19 protein-coding genes are annotated in these 16,991 nt (G+C 68.7%); 12 read left to right on the plus strand and 7 right to left on the minus strand.

The window, feature by feature from the left end; genetic code table 11:
* Nucleotides 1–71: 71 nt before the first annotated feature.
* The 4 genes from OG897_RS36315 (at nt 72) to OG897_RS36330 (ending at nt 2,753) form a co-directional block, all read left to right on the plus strand.
* On the plus strand, nt 72–644 hold the full coding sequence (locus OG897_RS36315; RefSeq protein WP_266663929.1) for a gamma carbonic anhydrase family protein: 573 nt from the start codon (nt 72–74) through the stop codon (nt 642–644).
* A 181-nt stretch (nt 645–825) separates the two neighbouring features.
* The gene (locus OG897_RS36320; protein ID WP_266663931.1) at nt 826–1,071 is read left to right on the plus strand and encodes a hypothetical protein; all 246 of its coding nucleotides are present in this window, start codon (nt 826–828) and stop codon (nt 1,069–1,071) included.
* A 214-nt stretch (nt 1,072–1,285) separates the two neighbouring features.
* Nucleotides 1,286–2,035 carry an acyltransferase gene (locus tag OG897_RS36325; protein ID WP_266664580.1) on the plus strand — a complete coding sequence of 250 codons (750 nt, stop codon included), beginning with the start codon at nt 1,286–1,288 and terminating at the stop codon, nt 2,033–2,035.
* Nucleotides 2,036–2,162: 127 nt separating this feature from the next.
* On the plus strand, nt 2,163–2,753 hold the full coding sequence (locus OG897_RS36330; protein WP_266663933.1) for an XRE family transcriptional regulator: 591 nt from the start codon (nt 2,163–2,165) through the stop codon (nt 2,751–2,753).
* 649 nt (nt 2,754–3,402) lie between these two features.
* On the opposite strand, the gene OG897_RS36335 is transcribed toward OG897_RS36330, so the two are convergent.
* Together OG897_RS36335 and OG897_RS36340 are read right to left on the minus strand one after the other, a co-directional pair.
* On the minus strand, nt 3,403–4,332 hold the full coding sequence (locus OG897_RS36335; protein ID WP_266663935.1) for a hypothetical protein: 930 nt from the start codon (nt 4,330–4,332) through the stop codon (nt 3,403–3,405).
* A 254-nt stretch (nt 4,333–4,586) separates the two neighbouring features.
* On the minus strand, nt 4,587–5,654 hold the full coding sequence (locus OG897_RS36340; protein ID WP_266663937.1) for a hypothetical protein: 1,068 nt from the start codon (nt 5,652–5,654) through the stop codon (nt 4,587–4,589).
* A gap of 210 nt (nt 5,655–5,864) precedes the next feature.
* On the opposite strand from OG897_RS36340, the gene OG897_RS36345 reads away from it, so the two are divergent.
* Nucleotides 5,865–6,074, plus strand: coding sequence for a hypothetical protein (locus tag OG897_RS36345; RefSeq protein WP_266663939.1), 210 nt, complete (start codon nt 5,865–5,867; stop codon nt 6,072–6,074).
* A gap of 5 nt (nt 6,075–6,079) precedes the next feature.
* Entirely contained in the window at nt 6,080–6,433 is a 354-nt protein-coding gene (locus OG897_RS36350; protein WP_266663940.1) for a DUF1036 domain-containing protein, read from the plus strand.
* An 86-nt stretch (nt 6,434–6,519) separates the two neighbouring features.
* Here OG897_RS36350 and OG897_RS36355 read toward each other — a convergent pair whose 3' ends face one another.
* The 4 genes from OG897_RS36355 to OG897_RS36370 all read right to left on the minus strand — a co-directional run bounded on the left by OG897_RS36355 (nt 6,520) and on the right by OG897_RS36370 (nt 9,344).
* Entirely contained in the window at nt 6,520–6,735 is a 216-nt protein-coding gene (locus tag OG897_RS36355) for a CoA-binding protein (RefSeq protein ID WP_266663942.1), read from the minus strand.
* 49 nt (nt 6,736–6,784) lie between these two features.
* Nucleotides 6,785–7,189 carry a CoA-binding protein gene (locus tag OG897_RS36360; RefSeq protein ID WP_266663944.1) on the minus strand — a complete coding sequence of 135 codons (405 nt, stop codon included), beginning with the start codon at nt 7,187–7,189 and terminating at the stop codon, nt 6,785–6,787.
* Between the two features lie 592 nt (nt 7,190–7,781).
* Nucleotides 7,782–9,008 (minus strand): IS30 family transposase, encoded by a 1,227-nt coding sequence (locus OG897_RS36365; protein ID WP_266663946.1) that lies wholly within the window; start codon nt 9,006–9,008, stop codon nt 7,782–7,784.
* Between the two features lie 189 nt (nt 9,009–9,197).
* A complete protein-coding gene (locus OG897_RS36370; RefSeq protein ID WP_266663948.1) occupies nt 9,198–9,344 on the minus strand; it encodes a hypothetical protein in 147 nt (48 codons plus the stop codon).
* Nucleotides 9,345–9,796: 452 nt separating this feature from the next.
* Here OG897_RS36370 and OG897_RS36375 point away from each other — a divergent pair, with 452 nt between their 5' ends.
* Both OG897_RS36375 and OG897_RS36380 read left to right on the plus strand, forming a co-directional pair.
* Entirely contained in the window at nt 9,797–10,921 is a 1,125-nt protein-coding gene (locus tag OG897_RS36375) for a hypothetical protein (RefSeq protein WP_266663950.1), read from the plus strand.
* Nucleotides 10,922–11,133: 212 nt separating this feature from the next.
* The gene (locus OG897_RS36380; protein ID WP_266663952.1) at nt 11,134–11,394 is read left to right on the plus strand and encodes a hypothetical protein; all 261 of its coding nucleotides are present in this window, start codon (nt 11,134–11,136) and stop codon (nt 11,392–11,394) included.
* Between the two features lie 503 nt (nt 11,395–11,897).
* On the opposite strand, the gene OG897_RS36385 is transcribed toward OG897_RS36380, so the two are convergent.
* Entirely contained in the window at nt 11,898–12,050 is a 153-nt protein-coding gene (locus OG897_RS36385) for a hypothetical protein (RefSeq protein ID WP_323188154.1), read from the minus strand.
* 318 nt (nt 12,051–12,368) lie between these two features.
* Between OG897_RS36385 and OG897_RS36390 the strand changes: the two genes are divergently transcribed.
* The 4 genes from OG897_RS36390 (at nt 12,369) to OG897_RS36405 (ending at nt 16,982) form a co-directional block, all read left to right on the plus strand.
* Entirely contained in the window at nt 12,369–12,974 is a 606-nt protein-coding gene (locus tag OG897_RS36390; protein WP_266663954.1) for a hypothetical protein, read from the plus strand.
* A 115-nt stretch (nt 12,975–13,089) separates the two neighbouring features.
* On the plus strand, nt 13,090–13,356 hold the full coding sequence (locus tag OG897_RS36395; RefSeq protein ID WP_266663955.1) for a hypothetical protein: 267 nt from the start codon (nt 13,090–13,092) through the stop codon (nt 13,354–13,356).
* 539 nt (nt 13,357–13,895) lie between these two features.
* Complete coding sequence (locus tag OG897_RS36400; protein ID WP_266663957.1) at nt 13,896–15,629, plus strand: CBS domain-containing protein; 1,734 nt, start codon at nt 13,896–13,898, stop codon at nt 15,627–15,629.
* Nucleotides 15,630–15,791: 162 nt separating this feature from the next.
* Nucleotides 15,792–16,982, plus strand: coding sequence for a serine/threonine-protein kinase (locus tag OG897_RS36405; protein WP_266663959.1), 1,191 nt, complete (start codon nt 15,792–15,794; stop codon nt 16,980–16,982).
* Nucleotides 16,983–16,991 lie beyond the last annotated feature (9 nt).

Here is a 16,991-nt window from a genome sequence, read left to right on the forward strand (position 1 = left end):
CCCCCGGTCGTCTACGGTGCCGGGCAAGGACAGCGGCGCGGCAGGACCCGACAGCGGACGAGGAACACACGATGACTGAAACAGCAGGTCACAGCGGCAGCGGTAGCTCTCAGGGTGCGCTGGTCATGGCCGTCGGCGGTCGGCAGCCGAAGCTCGCGGCGGGCGCCTTCGCCGCCCCGACCTCGGTGGTCGTCGGCGACGTGACCCTCGCCGAGGGGGCCAGCGTCTGGTACCACGCGGTGCTCCGCGCCGACTGCGGCCCGATCGTGCTGGGCGCCGACTCCAACATCCAGGACAACTGCACCGTGCACGTCGACCCGGGCTTCCCGGTGACCGTGGGGGAGCGCGTCTCGGTCGGCCACAACGCCGTGCTGCACGGCTGCACCGTCGAGGACGACGTGCTGGTGGGGATGGGGGCGACCGTGCTCAACGGCGCGGTGATCGGCGCGGGCTCGCTGGTGGCCGCGCAGGCGCTGGTGCCGCAGGGCATGGTGGTGCCGCCGGGGTCGCTGGTCGCGGGCGTACCGGCGAAGGTGCGCCGCGAGCTGACCGAGGAGGAGCGCGAGGGCATCAAGGTCAACGCCCTGATGTACCGGGATCTGGCGGCGCAGCACGGGGAAGCGGTGCGGGCGGCGGGTGCTTAGGGCGGGCGCGTAAGGGCCCCTTCTGGCCTGACGCACGTTCAGGTGCCTCCGCGCAACCCGCACTGGGCCGAACGGCCGCACTACGGCTCCGAACGGGCGTAACCCGACCGGCCCCGTAGTAGGACGGATGACGCACGGTATGCCTAAGTGCGTCCCATTCCTCCTCACTTAGGAGACCAGTATGCGCGCCATAATCGGACGAGCGGTGGCGGCTTCGGCCCTGGCCGTCATCGCGATCGCACCCCTCGCAGGCACGGCTGCGGCGAGCACGGTGGACCAGACGGCCAAATCGACTGTGGCGGCCGACCGTTGCTGGCGGCACCACGGACACCTCTACTGCGACGACGGCCCGTGGGGCCCGTGGGGCCACCACCACGGTGTCGGCGTCGGCGTAGGCGTCGGCCTGGGTCTGGGCGTTCTGCTCTGACGCGGGTGACATCCCCGTAGTACCGGTAGCGAAGAGGGTCGTACGGAGCATCGTCCCAGTGCTCCGTACGGCCCTCCGCCGTGCTCCGTACGGCCCTCCGGCGTCCACCCGGGGGTGGGGTGAAGATCACAGGCGGCCCCACTGAGCGCCCCCGCGTCGCGCGGACTACCGTGTGCGGGTGCCGAAGAAGAGAAACACGTTCTCCTTTCCCGCCCTGCCGGTGCCTGTGACCGAGGCCCTCGCCGCCGCGGGAGGCTGGCGGCGGCGCGCCACGACCCTGGCCGTGCACACCGGCTGGCGCATGATCCAGCAGGCCGGAGCGGTGAGCGCGAAGCGCCCCGGACGGCTGCGCTTCGGTTCCCTCGGGCACGGCAGCAAGCTCGCCTTTCCGCAGGGCACCGTCTTCGGCGAACCCTGGATGCACCTGGGCGACTACTGCATCATCGGCGAGCACGTCACCCTCACCGCCGGAATGATGCCCGGCCTGGACCTGGGTCCCGACCCGATCCTCACCCTGGGCAACGGCGTCGTCCTGGGCCGGGGCAGCCACATCATCGCCGACACCACCGTGACCATCGCGGACGACGTCTACTTCGGCCCCCACGTGTACGTCACGACCACGAACCACAGTTACGACGACCCCGAGACGCCCATCGGCAAGCAGTGGCCCCGCATGGAACCCGTCTCTATCGGGCCAGGCTGCTGGATCGGCACCAACGCGGTGATCCTGCCCGGTGCGAAACTCGGCCGGAACGTGGTCGTCGCGGCCGGGGCGGTCGTCCGGGGCGAGGTCCCCGACCACGCCGTGGTGGCGGGCGCGCCCGCCCGGATCGTACGGACGTGGGACGAGGAGAAGGGCTGGCAGCCGCCGTTGCGGACCCCCGCGCCGGTGCCGATACCGAAGGACATCACGCCGGAACAGCTCGTGGCGCTGGCCGAGTTGGAGGAGCGGGAGGCTTCCTGAAGCCCCTTCGGGCCCGCACGGGCGTTCCAGTAAAGTGAACCAGCCGTTCAACGCCTTGCACGGCCTGGTTACTTCTGCCACTTCTGCCACCCCTGGCACTCCTGGCACCTCTGGGACGGAACGGTACGTGTCGGACCTCGACCAGCTCACGCAGTCGCTCGCCCGCAACCTCAAGAGGTGGCGCGGCGAACGGGGCTTCACGCTCGACGCGCTGGCCACCCGCTCCGGCGTCAGCCGAGGCATGATCATCCAGATCGAGCAGGCCCGCACCAACCCCAGCGTCGGCACCACCGTCAAACTCGCCGACGCCCTCGGCATCAGCATCACCACGCTGCTCGACGAGGAACAGACCACCCGGGTCCGCCTGGTGACGCCCGAGCAGGCCGTACGGATGTGGTCCACCCGGGGCGGCGGGCACGCCACCCTCCACGTCGGCACCGAGAACCGGGGGCCCCTCGAACTCTGGTCCTGGCTCCTGATGCCCGGCGACTCCCGCACCTCCGACCCGCACCCCCCGGGCACCACCGAACTCCTGCGCGTGACGCACGGGGAGCTGACCCTGGTGGTGGACGGCACGGTCTTCCGGGTGCCCGCGGGCACCTCGGTGACGTTCGAGGGCGACGTCACGCACACGTACCGCAACGAAGGCCCCGACCCCATGGAGATGACGATGGCGGTCTCGGTGCCGCCCGCACGCTCCGTTCCGCCCGCGCGCTGAGCGGTGTGCTGCGCACCGGGCGGCGGCGTCCTACGATGTCGTGCGTCGAAAGACGGTACGGGCACGCGGAACCGGGGGACCACATGAACGACCACACGTTGCCGGTGCAGGCGCACGGCCAGGGGCAGCCGCCGCAGGGCCGGGGCCAGCAGGGCCAGGGCCAGCCGCCCTGGGGGCCGCTGGACGACCACCTGCTCTACACCTGCGGCGTCGTCCACGACCTGACCCGCGGCCTGCTCCCCAACCGGCCGCCGCTGCCCACCACCACCCGCCTCGGTCAGGGCGAACTCTCCCTCGCCGCGGGCCCCGCCGTCCGGTCCACCTGGCGTCCGCTCGGCGACGGCTCGTACACCCAGACCAGCACCATGGCGATGGGCTCCACCGGGTTCGTGGTCGGCGCGCTCGCCGTCAACGCCATGGGGAACGCCTCCCGCAGGAACCAGGCGATGGCCGCCGCCCAGCCCCGCTGGGTGATGGAGAACGGTCAGGGCGAGCTCACCATCACCGACCGGCGGGCCATCTACTCCCACCCCGAGACCTGGCTCGACCTCGGCTGGTCGGGGCTCGCGACCATGGACCTGGCCGCCCCCGACACCTTCGAGTGCGCCTTCCACGACATCAACGGCCGGGGTTACACCACGGTCAGGCTTCACAGCTTCTGGGCGTCGCTGATCTTCGTACTCGCCGCGCACGCCGCCTTCCCGGCGCACCCCCGGCTGCTCTCGCACGGCTGGCTGCCGCCGGGCTTCGAGGCGAGGGCGGCCGCGCACGGCCGCCCCTGCCCGCCCGTCCGCTGAGTCGCTCCCGTACGGGATCCCGTACCAGGGGGAGTGTTGGGGCACTCCGTGGAGCGTGCGCGCTGTCCGCTGACGTACTCGACGCGCAGTTTCTCGCTCTCCTGCACGACGAACATCGTGCCGCCGGTGGGGCGCCACCCCCGGGAGACGAGGAAGATCCGGTCGCCGGACACGTGGAAGAGCCGCAGCCCCGCGTACCGGTAGCGGAAGGCGCTCGCCTTGTCGGCGATCGTGAAACGGCAGCTGCCTCGGCCGTGGATGAGCAGGTCGGTGCTGCTGAACACGGCGACGGCGGGGAACTGCGTCTCCACCGTCCGTGCGGTCAGCGCCGCCCGGCCACGGCCGACGATGCCCGCGTAGGAGTACACCGCCCAGAACAGGGCGAGGACGGCGACCAGCAGGCACAGGGCCACCAAGCGGGGGTCGCGGCTGTCGCGGGTGCGGGCGTAACTGGTGAGGAGGAAGCCGATGATCGTCAGGAGCGCCACCAGCAGCTCGAAGAGCGCGGGGTGGAGGGGCCTGAGCGCGAGCGGGAGGATCGGCAGCGTCCAGGCGTGCCGCAGCCACCGCAACGGCCGTGCGACCGCGCCGGGTTCACGCTGTACGCGACGGTGCACGGTGAGGGCGGCGAACGCGGCAGCCGTGCCGAGCAGCACGGGAAGGTAGAGGGCGTCGACGCTGCGGAGCAGGTAGTCGCGGGTGGAGAAGTGGAACACCGTGTCCCGCAGCCCGAGGGCCTTGGCCTCGGCATCGGTGCTCGACCAGCCGAAGTAGAAGAGCACGGCGGTGAAGAGGGAGACGAGCGAACCGATGGTCCCGACGAGCTCGGTGAGACCGGCCCGGGGGGCGGGGGCACCGGGCGGCTCAGGGTCGGAGTCCGGGCCCGGGGCTGGGGTCGGGGTTGGGGTTGGGGTTGGTACGGGGCTGGGGTCCGGGGCGGGGGCAGGGTTGGGGCCCGGACGGGGATGCGGGACCGGGGCTGGTGTGGGGCGAGTCCCGGGGGCGGGCGGTGGGGGTGGTTCCGGATCGGGGTCCGTCACGATGACTCGGAGGGAGAGGATGACTCGGTGGGAGAAGGGGAAGCGGAGGGGGCGGGGCTCGGAGCAGGTGGGACCGGGGACGGTTGCTGTGTTCCTTCGACCCTGAACACGCCGGGTTTGGTCAACGTGCCGCCCGCGTAGATCAGGGTCAGGTCCGCCTGTCCGGCCCCTGCGAAACTCTCCGGCAGCCTGAATACGGCCCCTGCGCCGTGGCAGCATCCGCTGAATTCCCGTGTCAGCTCCAGCACCGTGCTTCCGCCGATCCTCAGGGTCGCGCGGGTGATCTCATCGGGCCAGGTGCCGGACACGCTGAAGGAGTCGCCGGGCGACAACGTGGCTTCGGGGCCCGGGTCCACCTCCGTGATCCCCGAACGGCATGCGGTGGTGCCCCCGCGGCTCGGGCGGAAGGTGACCGTCCCCCGGGGGTTCTGCCGGACCCAGCCGATCGCCTGGTTCAGCGTCCGGTACGCCGCCGACTCGCGGCAGTCGCCCTGGGCGAACCCGGGTCCGCCCAGGGAGTCGTACAGACGTCCTGCCTCCGCCCACAACGCGGTGTCCCCCTTCGACGCCAGGCACGCGTACACCAGACCGGAGACGAGGTTCCACGACTTGCTGCCGTCGCCGTACCGGTTGACGGTCTCGCGTGTGTCGGCGCAGCGGAGGTCCTGCAATTGGTCGTACGCGTCGGCAGGGGTGTTGATGGCGGTGTCGGTATTGGGTACTTGGGGCCCCACGGGCAACCAGCCGAGCTCGGTTTTCTTCCGACCGCCGCCGTTCCCGCCGTTGCCGTTGCCCCCGTTCCCGGTGTCGCTTCCGCCGTTGCCACCGTGCCCGGCGTCGCTCCCGCCGTTCCCCTCGCCGTTCCCGGCGTCTTCGGAGGGGTTCCAGGTCGGTCCGCCGGAGCCGGGGCCCGCGCTCCACTCTCCGCCGTCCGCGCCTTCGCTCGCCCGGGGCGGCGGGACGCCGTCTCCTCCGCCGCCGCAGCCCGTGAGTACCAGGGCCGTGGCGAGCACTCCCGGAGTCAGCACTCCCCAGCCTCTGCGCCACGTGATGCGTCCAGCCATGAGGTCCCCCAAGAGCAGGCCCGAGGTCTCTCCATCATGGCCAGCCGTGCCCGCCGCAGGAAGCCCCGGGTACGGCCCGCGCCACCACACATTCCCCTCACTCGCCCCCGGAGGCCCCCACCCCGCTCCAGCCCCTCCGTCAACGCGCCGGACCGGGCCGCGTGCCATGCTCGGCGTCAGCCGGAATCCGTCGCGCCAAGGAGCAGCCCGATGGCACACCAGGACCCCGAACGCCCGCCCGGCCCCGCCGGACCGCAGGACCCGCCGGAGCCCGAAGCCGACCCGCGCGGGGCGCTGGGCGACGAACCGGCCCCCCGCGCCGCCGCCGCTCCCGCATCCGGACACACGGGGCGCTCGCACGGCACGGCGTCGCACGCGCCGGGTGTCGTGGGCACCCTGGACCCGCAGTCGGAGGGGTGAGGACCGTGGGCCTGACGATCCGCAACCAGTACTCCGCGCGCGTGTACGTCGCGATCGGCTTCTCCGACAACTCCTGCCCCCACGGCACGGGCCCGCACCTCATGGGCTGGTGGGGCATCGACCCCGGCGGCAGCGCGCTGGTCTACGCGAACGACGTGAACGAGTACTCCCCGCAGTGGCTCTACTACGCCGAAACCGCGGGCGGCGGTGTGTTCTGGGCCGGGACGTACGCCGTTCCGCTTCCGAACGCGGCGTTCAACATGTGCAGGTGGCCGGAGCGGCCCGGCCAGCGGCGCGGCTTCCGCTCCCTCCACGTCGGCCAGGACAACGAGGACTTCACCCTCACCCTCACGCGGTAGCCGGTAGCCGGTAGCCGGTAGCCGGTAGCCGGTAGCCGGTAGCCGGTAGCCGGTAGCCGGTACGCGGCCGGGTCCCGACGCGACGGTCAGAGGCGGGGAATCTCGATCGCCGGGCAGCGGTTCATGACCATGTCGAGGCCCGCTTCCCGGGTCCGGGCGCAGGCCGCCTCGTCGACCACCCCGAGCTGGAACCAGACCGCCTTCGCGCCGACCGCGACGGCCTCGTCGGCGACCGGGCCCGCCAGGTCGCTGTTCACGAAGACGTCCACGACGTCGACGGGGACGGTGTCGCTGGGTGCCATTCCGTTTCGTATGGAATGGGCTGCATGAGCGGTGGGGGAGTGGTGACGGTCAGAGGCGAGGGATCTCAATGGCGGGGCAGCGGTTCATGACCATGTCGAGGCCGGCGGCGCGGGTGCGTTCGTAGGCGGAATCGTCGACGACGCCGAGCTGGAACCAAACGGCCTTCGCGCCGATGGCGACGGCTTCGTCGGCGACTGCTCCGGCGAGGTCGCTGTTGACGAACACGTCGACTACATCGACTTCGAACGGGATGGCATCGAGGGACGCGTACCCCTGCTCGCCGTGCACGGTCTCCGCCTTGGGATGGACGGGGACGACGCGCTTGCCGAACTGCTGAAGGACCCGGGCGACCCCGTACGCGGCGCGCTCCTGGTTCGACGAAAGACCCACGACGGCCCAGGTGTTCCCGGACTCCGTCAGGATCTTGCGGATCAGTTCCTGTTCCTCGTGCATGCGTGTCCCCTCAGTGCTGTGGTTCATCGAGCTGAACGTGGCCGGTAGTCCGGCTGATTCCATGCTCCTGGAAGGCTCCCACACCCGCGCGGAAGAGAGAGGCGAGGTGCACGCAGCACAAGGCGCTCAGAGAGTGTTGCGGTCTGGGCTGCGACGCACGTGGCACTCGTCCCATCGACCGGCTTGATCACCGCACCTGTCGCGGTTCTATGTGCAGGCATCGATCTCGCTGGGCGTAGCCGCCGGGGACACCGGTGCCGACTTTGGTCCAGAAGGGCACGGATTCACGAAAGTGCCCGCCGCCCGTGTACCACTCCAGCCCGGGGTAGTCGCTGCGGAGCGCGGCTGAAGCGAGACCATGGCGTTCGTACCCCGGATAGCAGTACGGCGACTCCACCCAGCCGATGGCGCATTGCGGGCACACCACGTACTCGACCTCAAAGGCGACCTCTGCCGCAACGTAGGCGGCTCGGATGCGCCAACCTGTTCGTTCGAACGCCCCGGCAGGCCGGTCAATCCAGGGCCTTGAGGGAGTGGCGTCCTGGACGAACCGGTAGAGCTCGGGATGGCGGATTCCATCAATGGTTGCGAATCACCTGGTCAATGGGCCTGCAAGGCATTCTTGCATGGCCTCGACCGGGGTCTTGTCTCCGAGCACGATGCGAGGTCGGCGGTTGAGCTGATGGGCGACGGCGCGCAGGTCTTGTGCGGTGTGGACGGAGAGGTCGGTGCCCTTGGGAAAGTACTGCCGCAGCAGGCCATTCATGTTCTCGTTGGTGCCGCGCTGCCAGGGCGAGTGAGGGTCGCAGAAGTAGATCCGGAAGCCGGTGAGTGCCTCGATGTCCTCGTGGAGTGTGAGTTCGCGCCCCTGGTCCCAGGTGAGGGTCCGCTTCATCTGGGGTGGGATGTGCGCGGTCTGTGTGATCAGCGCGTTGCGGACTGGCGGGGCCTTCCAACCGGCGGGCAAGTGGATCAGATGGACGTAGCGGGTGGTGCGTTCGACCAGGGTGCCGATCGCGGAGCCCTGTCCGCGGCCGATGATCAGGTCGCTTTCCCAATGCCCGGGAGTTCTGCGGTCGTTGACCTCGACGGGACGCTGGTGGATCAGCGTCATATTCTTGATCTTGTTCAGGGTCGGCACGCCGCGACGCTGCCTCTTGCGTCGGGTTCGGCCGGTACGGAGCTTGGCGACGCGACGGCCGAGGAGGCCGGCGAACAGGGCCCGGTAGATCGTCTCCGGGCATGCCCGCATTGCTGAGTCGGGGGCGTGTTCGCGGGTCAGATGGCGCGAGATCTGCTGAGGTGACCACTTCTCGGTGAGCTTCTCGGGTACGAACCTTCGCAGCGGCTCGCCGGCCCGGATCTTCTCTTCCTTGGGGCGCCTGCGACGCAGGAGTACCTGGTTGTGGGCCCAACAGGGGTTGTAGCGGCCATCAGGCTTGCTGTTGCGCTTGATCTCCCGGTAGACACTCTGGAAGCTCTTCCCGATCAAGGAAGCGATCCGCTTCACGCTCTGGTCGGCGTGTAGGCCGTCGGCGATCGCGATGCGGTCGTCTTGGGTGAGGAAGCGCGGCGATATCGGGCCGCCGTCAGGAACGATCATGCTTGCAGCATCGATGAACCACAACGAGCCGCAGCTCGTGGACACCCCGACCTGGCGGGCGGCAGCCGCACCTCGGTACCCCTCGTGCAGCAGCTCGAAGTACCTCTTCTTCACAGCAGTCGGCACTTTGTTGGGGGCGTACCTCGGCATGCGAACACTCTCCTTCCGGAACATTCGCAACCACCGATAGAACTCAAGGTCGACGCGGTGGCGCATCGTTGCGAAAGTCCCGATCCGACGGGACTTTCGCACAGGCCTTCATCGGATAGTGAGGTGCGATCATGGCCCCGGGTGCGGGGGGTGTGCCTGACGGAGGATGCCCGTGGCTCGCCCCATCAAGGTCGTGCGCACAGCGACCGTCGTGGCGCCGCTCCGTCCGCAGCGAGCGACACCACGGCGCTGGCTTCAGCTAACGGACGCTCGAGTCTCGTCGTTGTCGTCGTCCGCCGGGTCGGCTTCGTCGGGCCTGCGCCGACGAAGCGAGTCGATGGCCCGACGCCAGGCGTCCATCACCTCGGGAATCTGGTCCAGGATCTGCCGTATCTGAGTCAAGAAAACCGCTGCCACGGTGCCCGCAGCGAGAATCCACAGGACGGGTGTCGCTTCCACTGTGCCTCCGTCTTTCGATGACGGGTCAGACGAAGCGCAAGCTCAGCCTGACCCAATGAATGGGGCAAAGCTGAGATCGCGCCAGCGCAGCGACTCAGGTACCGCTTCCGGTCGGAATGCTCCGCCGGGCTGTTCCCTGCATGCGTGTGGTCGTGCCGCAGAGCCACTGCGAAGTGGTTCCCCATAACCTGAGTTGGCGCTGGCCGGTCCAGGTACAGGGGGCTCCCAAATTGGAGCCCAGCCACTGCCGCCCTTGCGGACGGCCACGACGTGTTGGGTCGCTATGACCAACGCGGCTGACAGTAGCCGAACATCTCGCACGGCGTGCCTGTTTCGTCTCAGTTGGGTGATGTGATCATGGGAGTGGGTGCGGGTTTACCTGACGGAGGAGTTCCGTGGCTCGCCCTACCAAGGCTGCGCGCGCAGCGATCACCAAGCGCCTTGCCGACGCGATCGACCTGCGCCTGGCCCGGGTCGACCGGCTCACCGTCGCCCGCAAGCTCGCCGTCGACCTCGCCATCAACGGTGACCGGATCGCGTACCCGCAGGGATACGGAGTCGACCGGTACGCCAAGGGGCGGGAGCCGCCGGCAGACGACGCGCTGGTCCGCTCAACGTGCAAGGACGTCCGCGAAGCCCTCAAGGAGCGCCGGGCCGCCCTCGATGACGAGGTTAACGAACTCCGCATAGTGGAAGCTGAACACCTGGACCAGTTGTTCTTCGTCGCGTACAAGGAGGCCGTTCGGGGCGGACAACTCCCGGCGATCGTCCGCGCGTTGCGCATCATGGAGCGCCGCGCCCGTCTCCTCGGCTTCGACCGGTCTGCCCGTACGGAGGTGACCTGGGCCGACGGTGGCGCCCTCCTCCGGGGGAGCCTGTCGCCCTCGACGAGCTGGACGCGATGGTCACCGCCACGGAGAGGGCGGTTCACGGTGAGCAGTGACCGCACCCTCCACTTAATCGCCCGGTACCGCAGTCTGGAAGGTGGGCAGCGGCGCACGCTCGCCGCCCGGGCCACCCCGCAGCCATGGGCGCTGCTGCTGGGGGCGGAGAAGCACCTCGCCATGGATCGCTCGCCCGGCACCCTCGCCGCGGTCGTCACCAACTTGAAAGCGTGGCAGGCCCCGCACCTTGACCTCGTCGACCAGGCGTGGATCGGCATGGCGGAGGGCCATCTCGACCGGGTCATGCTGACCATGCCGCCTCGTCACGGCAAGTCCCAACGCGCAGCACGCTGGGGCCCGTTGTCGTACCTGCGGAAGTACCAAGACGGGCGCGTCATCATCGCCCCCACCGAAGAGACCTGTCCGAGAAGCGCAGGTGGTTCTGGGCTCGGTGTTCCAGCTCGCCGACGGCGGACGTATGGACGCCCTCAACACCGCCCCGCAACTGCAAGAGCTGCGCAACCGCACCGACCGGATCGCCGTGAACTCCCGAGTCAATGCCGGAGGTTCGGGCACGTTCGATGCCACGCGCCTGCCGTCCGGCTACGCGCTTCAACTCACCCTCGGCCCCCTTGATGCGCTCATCGGCGCGATGCGGCTCGCACGCACAAGTACGTGCTCCTGCTGCGCATGGTCTACCGGCTGCACCAGGCCGGACAGATGTGGTCGGTTGAAGTGGACGAAGCCAGCGGGCGAAACCCCGACTGCCCACACCGTGTTCGGGCCGCACACGCCGACCGACCGGGCCGCGATCCTGGAGGAAGTCATCAAGGCCCGACGCGGGGGTGATGTCCCTGGAGACCGCCGTACGGATGCTCATGGACGCGGGCTACCCGATCGAGGACGTCTCCGAGGAGATCGGGCGCATCCAGTCGCGGGCCTTCGACGCCGTCGCCCGCCTGGCCGACGCCACCGGCGACGCTGCTGTGGTCGGGGAGTACCTGGGGCTGGCCGAGGCGGACCCGGGGGTCCTGACCGTTCCTCTCATCCGCAAGCCGGGCGAGCAGACCGGTATGGAGGACACCAAGGATTACGGCACCGACAGGTAGGAGCCGGTGCAGGGGGAGGGGTACGCGCTCAAGGCATGCACGTCGAGGGCACGGCCGCCGATGAGGGTCGGAACCGGGATCGACCGGGAGCCGAGAGTTGAGTATTGCAGCTCATGTGCGGACTTCGAAGAGGTCGCACGCTGCTTCTATGGCGATAGATCAGGCACGTCTGTGGGGGGATGCCGGGCTAGCGATTGCGGCAACGTGCTCAGTCTCAGTGCTGGTGATGTTGACCATTTGGTCGACGCTGAGTGCGATGTTCCGTGGGCGCGGCAAGGAGCGCCATGTGGCACTCAATCTGCTGGATGCTGCGCTCATCGTTGTGTTGCCGGCTGTGGTGGTGGCGGGACTCTCACTACTGGTCTTATGGGCCTGGTATGCAGGGCTGTGGCTGACCCTCGTAGCCCTGCTTGCGGTACCACCGTGGATGTTGAAGAGGGCGCTGGGGCCGGGCCTGCCGCGGTGGCTGGAGTGGTTGGCCCAGCAAGCCAGAAATATGCGGTTTATGCGGCGTCGTAACCATGCGGACTCCCACCACGCCACTCGATCATCGGTGAGTCTGAGTCGGACAGATACTCGCCGTCCAAGCCGGCCTGTCGCAGGAACTCGGCCAGGTCGCGGTCGTCGTAGGCGACGCCGATGATCCGTTCGTTCACGGTCAGGCGCCGTCCTTCGGTGCCACGGGGGCGGTGTGCGACGACATGAGGGTGCTCGGGTATGCCTCCAAGGTGCGCGCGTGAGGCGCTGCTCGCACTGGCCTGCGGGCGACAACGGGAGAGCCCCGACCAGCACCAGCGCAGGTCGGGGCGGGCCCGGGTAGCAAGCATTTCGCAGACGCGATTTCGGATCTGATCAACAGCAGCCCGAGGCGGCACAACGCCTTGTCGATTATCTGTTCCGTGAAACGCTGGTGGCTGCCTGCCGGGCGCTCGTAGGGTGATCGCTCGACAGCTTCAGAACGCTCAGGAGTGGGGATGAGAGTGACGCAGAGCGGCAGGCAAGGTCAGCCACGGTGGGCCTGGTGGTTCGTTGGCATCGTCATCCCGGTCCTGGGGTTAGTCGTCACCCTTTACGTCAGCACTTCGGCTCGGTCCGACGGTGTCGATCCCCCGCCGAAGACCGGTGAGACCGCGAACGGCGTCGGGGGCAAGGAGAAGCAGGGCACCGCGGAGGGGGAGACCTCGAAGAAGGTTTTCGGCCCGCGTGAATTGACTTTTGACTTCAAGCAAGACAGCGGCTTCCACGTGGAGCTCGACGTAGGGGAGCCCATGCTCCTGCAAGACGACCAAGGGGCTGACCTTGCCGTGAGCAACGGGGCGGCCAGGTGGAAGTATCTCCGATTGGCGGGGCCGAGGTACGAAGATGTGCTGGCTCCCTTGCCCGCCTCAGCGTCAGCGGCAGGTAAGGACTGCCAACGAGCACTAGAACGAAACCTGACGGACCTCCTGGAAGGTGTGACTCCAGGGCAGCGTGCCTGCATCGCAACCAGCGAAGGACGCGTCGCGCTGATGGAGGTCGTCTCAGCCCCGGTGGGCGGTTCTCGTTTGAAGGTGAACTTCACAGTCTGGGAGTCGCCATGAGGCTCGGAGGGAGCGAGATGGTCGGCATCCACGAACCAGTGGATAGATTCGGATAGGCGCGGGGTGCTGTGGTCTGGAGGACTTTGTGTCTCGCCCGCTGCCCCATTCGCACACTGTGCCCCGTCACCGCAAGGACGGCCGACCCATCTTCCCGATCCTCGGTGCGGTCGAGGGCGACCCGTCCCTCGACCCACCTGCGTCGGAGCCCACGTTCACTCAGGCCGAGGTCGCGTCGCTGGTGGCGCGGGAGAAGCAGCAGGGCAGCCGGGCCGGGGTGAACGACGTCTTGGCGAAGCTCGGCTTCGACAAGATCGACGACCTGGCGGCGTTCGTGCAGTCGCAGAAGGATGCTGCGGCCGCGCAGCTGTCCGAGGTTGAGTAGCGGGAGCAGGCGGCCAGGCTCGCGAGGAGGCTGCGGTGGCGCGTGAGCGGGCTGCGGAGGCGAAGGAGCGGCTGCCCCGTGGCGTACGGCCCTCGTCAGGCTCGGCGCAGTCGGCAAGGACCTGACGGATGCGGAAGCCCTGCTGCGGGCCACGCTCACCGAGGACGCCGACGCCCGGGCGGTAGCCGAGGCCGTCGAGGCGAGGTGTCAGAGGACCGTGGGGAGCTTCAAGGCGAGTGCGGTGATGCGGGCGGCGGGGCGGATGTCGACGGCGTGGGAGGGGGGATTCGGGGGGGGGGGGGGGGGGAGAGGATCGTGCACTGCGCGGGGTGCGGGGGTCCGGTTCGGTGGCCAAGGAGTGGGCGTAGAGGAAGGGCTGGAAGAGGTCGGAGGAGGTGGGTTTTCGATCGGCCTAGAGCTTGCACTTGGCGTCCATGGGGTGGCGGGTGGCGGCGGGCCGCGCCCGGTTGGGAACTTGCCCATGTGTGAGCGTGCTTGCGAGTATCTGATCGAACATCAAAATCGGGGATGGGGAAGTCGTGCGTGCATGGGTGGTCAGGGCGGGGCGGCAGGGCGAACGTGAGCCGGAGGCCCTGGAGCAGGGGCTCGCGATCGCGGGTTGGTCGGAGATGCCTGACCTCTCGGCGAGTACTGGACGCGCGGACATCCAGAGGATGGTGCGCGATGCCTATCCTGAGGAGAACGACTACACCCGCAGGAACTGGACCGGCCAGCTCTTTCGGTTCCGGCACGAGATGACTGTCGGCGACCTCATAGCTCTGCCGCGCATGACCGGGCAGTACGCGATCGGGCACGTCGCCGGGGCATACACCTATCAGCCCGACAACGAGGAAGCGCTGCGGCACATTCGGCCCGTCGCGTGGGCGCGCAAGGATGTGCCGCGGGAAGCCTTCCGCCCCGATCTGCTGCAATCCCTCGGCTCGTTGTTGACCGTGTTCGAGCTCCGTCGCTTCGACGCAGCCCGGCGTATCGGGCTGATCGTCAACGGAGAGCCTGACCCCGGTCGGCCGGATGACGGTGAGCCGGGCTGGGCCATCGAAGGCCGCCGGCAGTTGATGGAACAGGTTCGTGATCGAGAGAGCGGTGACGGGGAGCCGGTCACGCTCACTGTGCGCAAGCTGTTGGAGCTGTGGAATGCGGCCCGCCGTAACAGCGACAGCGTGGCCAGGATCCGCCGTGACCTGGATGAGGCGGGCCTGCTGTCCGTGCCGCCGTTCACCGAGGGAACGCTCGACAGCCGCGTCACCATATTCGCCGTCGGTGCCGAGCCTGACCGGGAGGGGCCGAGCCGTCTCACCAGGATCGCCCGAAGCGGCAGCGGTGAACTCAACAGAGGAGGCCGCCCTGACCCCGGGCCGGGCGATGTCGCAGCCGAGGCACCGGCCAGTGGGCCCTCCTCTTCTACGGACGGCGACTTGTCCGGCGCGGCGGCCAGGGTCACCGGTACGACGGACGGAAGCGCGACCGGACCCGAGCCCTCCTCTCACCCAGGTACCACCGACGAGACGGACGACGACGGCTTCGCGACCGTCTCCTACCTGGTGGGTAACCTCCCCTCCGCAAGTGTCGAACCGTTGTCCCTGCCTCCAGCCGCCATGTTGTCCAGCGCGACCACCTTGATGCTTCTGAAGCAGCTCAACTATCTGCCTGTGGTCGACGAACAGAAGCATTTGCTCGGAGCCGTGACCTGGGCATCCATTGGGCAAGCGCTGATGGGTAATGCGGAAGCCACGCTCGCGGATGCGACGGCACCCGCGCCCGAGGTCGCGGCAACCGAGCACCTTCTGGACTGCATGCCCCAGCTTGAGAAGCACGGCTACGTCTTTGTCCGCGACGATGCCCACCGTCTCTGCGGGCTTGTGACACCGGCGGACATCGCGGCAGAGTTCCGAAGCCGGGTGAGCCCCTTCGTGCTGATCGAAGAGGTCGAGCAGCGGCTACGCAGGATCACCGACCGGCGAGTCTCGCTCGACGGCATACGTGCACACGTCTCGGGCAAGAAGAAGGCCGCCGCGGCGGAAGACGCCCGATCCCTCACGCTGGGTAATTACCCCTACCTCTTTCGGGACGACACAGTCTGGAAACAGGCCGGGCTGGCGGTCGATCAGCAGCAGTTCGCCAAGGCATTGGAGCGCTGCGCGGCACTGCGCAACGAACTTATGCACTTCAGCCCCGACCCGGTGACCGACGACGACATAGTGTTCCTCAACGGACTGCTTGATCTGCTGCGCAAGCTGGATGGGTGGGGCTGACCGAGCGCCGGTCGTGGCGCGGCCCGTGGCTTCGATGCCAGGGCCGTCTGTCCTTTGCGGTAGGGGGCGGAAGTCCCATCCGGGCTGGTGATCGCTTCGTTAGAGTTGTGACGGTAGTGGTCAGGCGTCCGTTGATCGGAACGAAACTGGGGGCAGTGAGCGATGGACGCGGTACCCGCGAGGATCGGCCGGTACGCAGTCGAGCGCAAGCTCGGAGCAGGCGGCATGGGGGAGGTCTACCTCGCTTACTCGGCTGCGGGTGAGCCTGTCGCGGTGAAGGTGATCCGCCCTGACCGCACGGACCCCCATACGCGCGCCCGCTTTGAGCGCGAGGCGACGATCGCGCGAACGATCTCGGGGACCGGGCGGGTGGCCCGGTTCATCGACGCCGATCCGTTTGCGGAGCAGCCGTGGTTGGCGATGGATTATGTTCCCGGCCGCCCCCTTTCCGATGTTGTAAAGGATCAAGGTTCACTGGCCGCCCCGCTGGTGGCGAGCCTCGGCGCCCTGCTGGCCGAGGGACTGCACGCTGTGCACGTTGCCGGGCTTGTGCACCGCGATATGAAGGCTCAGAACGTCATGCTCGGGGACTTCGGCCCCGTGATCATCGATTTCGGCCTTGGTGCCTTCCTCGGTGCGTCGAAGGGATCGCTCAGTCAGGACGGGCTACTCATCGGCACGGTCCGTTGCATGCCGCCCGAGCAGGCGCTGGGGCAGGTGGAGGTGACGTCGGCCGCCGACGTATACGGACTGGGTACGGTGCTGCTGTACGCGGCGACCGGCCACTACCCGTACGACGGTGCCCACTGGGCGGCCGTGGCTACACAGGTCGTCAACGTGGAATCCGAGCCGGACCTGTCCGGCCTGCCCGGCGAGCTCGCCCCGATCGTCGCGCCGATGCTGGCATATCGCGCGGAGGACCGGCCGGTGCTGGAGGAGGTGACCCAGCAGTGTGTCGACCTCATGCGCGCGATGGGGACGAGTCCGGCCCGTGCTCGGCGTGCGCTGATCCAGGCGACGACCATCGTGGAGCACCCCACGATGGTGCTGCCGCAGCCGGACATGCGGATGCTGGACCGACTCGATGAACTGGAGGAGCAGCTGCGTAAGGAGTCCTCCCCCGACGGGCCGACAATTCCCGGCCCGTCGCAGAGCGGGCGACCAGAAGAGGAAGCAGCTGCCGACGACACGGCGACTCCGTCGTCGGAACTGCTCCCGGAAACTCACACCAGTGGTGGGAAAGGGGGCACCCCAAGGCCGCGCCCGGCGCGCCCCCCTGCCTCCCGCCGGATCGCCCAGGAACTGCGCGGGCGCTACGCGAGGGGCCCTGAGCTCGCCTGGCCCAAGCAGTGACCGGGCGCT

It is taken from the genome of Streptomyces sp. NBC_00237, assembly GCF_026342435.1.
Taxonomy (GTDB): domain Bacteria; phylum Actinomycetota; class Actinomycetes; order Streptomycetales; family Streptomycetaceae; genus Streptomyces.